We start from the raw sequence: 781 nt of genomic DNA, 5'->3' as shown, positions 1-781 counted from the left end.
AATGATAGCTACCAGATTGTAAAAAATGCTGATAGCACAACGGCGATTCAAGTTGATGGGATGAGCTTCAATGGTCTTACCCGAGTGGAAGCCGGAGCACATGCTGGTGTTAATACAACCGATATTCTGCTCGGTACCGACGGGGCCGATACGTTTGGCTTCCTTAATGGTGAATTGCATACTTACAATATCAGCTTCACCGGTATTGAAGAAGTTAATGCTGGTGGCATGAGTAATGATGGAGTTTCTGATCAACTGAATACAGAAACTGATGTAGATCTTACCGGAAATCAAGAAGAACTGCGTAATGCCAATATCCTGTTCAAAGATATTGAACAGGTCGAATTTATTAACAGCTCGAACGGAAAGATCGTCGGATCGGCTGTAGACGACAGTTTTATTATTGCCAATACTGCTGACAAAATCACAGCGAATAACATTGAATTTACTGGCTTCAATAAAACGATTGATACCGGCGAAGGCACGGATACTGTTAGCACACTTGTGGCCGACAGTACATGGAGTCTCTCTAATACAAATAGAGAAGCCACAAGCAGCGGAATTACCTTTACCAATATAGAAAAAGTCACCGCTTCAGATAATCAGGGCACACTGGAAAGTAAGAACGATGACAATGAATTTGCCCTGACCAATGATGGACGTATTGATGCTGATAGTATCCGCTTTACTGGATTTACCACAATTGAGGGTAACGGTGCTGCGTCACTAAATGCCAGTGCTATTAGTGGCAATCTTCTTTTGCTAGATGACAACAAGGTAA

General features: G+C 42.3%; 1 protein-coding gene. It reads left to right on the top strand.

Features of this window, described 5'->3' with window-relative positions; genetic code table 11:
* Positions 1 to 781: hypothetical protein (locus tag ACXAFI_RS20010; RefSeq protein WP_475110173.1), on the top strand; the 781-nt coding region annotated here is incomplete at both ends.

This window comes from Microbulbifer sp. ABH2_005, from assembly GCF_056160005.1.
This window is presented reverse-complemented; position numbering and strand designations above follow the sequence as displayed.